Source organism: Zoogloea sp. 1C4 (assembly GCF_009469605.1).
GTDB classification, from domain to species: Bacteria; Pseudomonadota; Gammaproteobacteria; order Burkholderiales; family Rhodocyclaceae; genus Zoogloea; species Zoogloea oryzae.
The window spans coordinates 1-1,847 of record NZ_SSXU01000081.1 but is presented as its reverse complement, the minus strand read 5'-3'; the positions used below and the strand labels follow the sequence as shown (position 1 = coordinate 1,847).

Below are 1,847 nucleotides of genomic sequence, written 5' to 3'. Positions count from 1 at the left end.
AGTGGAAAATAGCGTAGCTATTTGCAATTTGAAGTATTAACTGCGGATTACGTAGTTAAATGGATCAAACGAAGAATAGACAGTAAATCATCTCCTCACTTTACTATTGAAATTAAGAGTGACACTGAAGTAATATTTAAAGTTCATAAAAAAGTACAATTCAATCAATGAAAAAGTTAACGGAACAACAAAAATTTAGAAGGCAAATATTATTTAATATGCCTTATTTATTACTTACTTTTCTTATTAAAGAAAAAGTATTAGATAGCTTTTTAGACGGCAGTAGTAAATATGTTCACGATAATAAAATAAACATAGAACCATTTTATACAAAATTAAGAGTTCCTGATATGGCAATTGAATGTACACTTATATGGATACATACAAAAGAAGGACATATTTTTTGGAAAAAACTTAATGATAAGTATAAAAGTATATGGGAAATGAACGATTCTGGCGCATTGTTATTACTATCAGATTATTAATATACTTGTTAATATTATTAGCAATAGTAACGACAATAGTATTTGTAGCAAATAGTATTTAATCAATAAATAATTATTATGCAAAAATTAATGTATTTTTTATTTGGACTCATAACTGCATTATTTGCAGCTGTGATGATTATTGAACATCAAGGAATATATTTCTTTGATGAAGAAGTGTATGGACTGTTATATACCGATTATTGGAATTATTGGTATTACTCTAAAGTAGTGATAATCGCACTATTTATATTCTGCGTATTATCTTTTGTATATACACTTGGCAGTGGATATAAAGATAAAGACAATGGATACAAAGAAATCAAACCAAGCTGATTTAGCAGATATATGGTGGGATAAATTTGAAAACTGGTATGAAACACATCCAGTAACAAGAGTATTAATTGTAATAGATGCAATATTAATAGCATTTATATACTTAGTATTAACTTAAAACATTATCAAAATGAGTGAATTTTTATTATTACATGACAATGAATCAGGAGGAAAGCCAGCCACTGTAAGAAAAAGTATTATTTCTTCAGTTCTTCCATCAGAAGATTATTCAGAAGGATCAGCTATCTTTACTAAACTTGATGATGGAGAAACTATGATTCTCGAAGCAAAAGAATCAGTAGAAGAGATTTATAACATGTTAAAAGATTAAACAACATTTATCAAAAATGAAATTTAAGTATGTATTTTGGCTAATTGCAGCAATAGTAGCATTAGCAATTTTTATCAGTTGTGCAAGACCTCGTAGTCCTAAAGAAAAACAAATCCCTGAAACGGACACAATTGAACAAGTAGTAGCACCAACAGTACAAGAAGTGCTACAATGGCGTGAAAATATGAGATTAGACAAGTATGTAGATAGTGTGTTCTTGGTTATGCCAGAACAAGTACTAACTCAAATACTTGTTACTAAAGGTACAGATTTATCAAATCATGAAATTGTTTCTATTTATATTAGTAACAAAGACTTTTATGATAAATTAATAAAGAGGAGTATGGATATACAAAAAGAATATATACCAGATAGTATGCCAAGGTCCTCATTACCACAAATTAATAGTGATACAATTCACCAAGCCATTAATTATTAGAGTAAAAAGAGAAGGTTACTTTAGTCTGTGAAGATAGAAGTAGCCGTCTTTACTGTGAGAATCAGTGACAAACATGTGGGGCTTATATCTAATCATTTTAGAGGGCAGTATTACTGTCGTCTGAAGGTAGGTGGAGGAGATTAGTATTAGTGCAGACGTTAAAACCATGTACTCCAATAAGATTAGTTTGACAGCTATATCTGCTTATGAGTTAAAAATAAGTGAGAGTCATTTTAATTAGTATTTCAATTAAGCT

Annotated in this window: 3 protein-coding genes; all 3 read left to right on the top strand. The window is 29.1% G+C overall.

Translation table 11 applies throughout. From position 1 onward, the window contains the following. The first annotated feature begins 167 nt into the window (after nucleotides 1-167). Nucleotides 168-485: a hypothetical protein gene (locus GH681_RS22870; protein ID WP_153163803.1), complete on the top strand. Its 318-nt coding sequence runs from the start codon at nucleotides 168-170 to the stop codon at nucleotides 483-485. Between the two features lie 466 nt (nucleotides 486-951). Beyond that, nucleotides 952-1,152, top strand: a complete 201-nt coding sequence (locus tag GH681_RS22865; protein ID WP_153163802.1) for a hypothetical protein — start codon at nucleotides 952-954, stop codon at nucleotides 1,150-1,152. A 16-nt stretch (nucleotides 1,153-1,168) separates the two neighbouring features. Continuing rightward, on the top strand, nucleotides 1,169-1,591 hold the full coding sequence (locus GH681_RS22860; protein ID WP_153163801.1) for a hypothetical protein: 423 nt from the start codon (nucleotides 1,169-1,171) through the stop codon (nucleotides 1,589-1,591). Nucleotides 1,592-1,847: the final 256 nt, after the last annotated feature.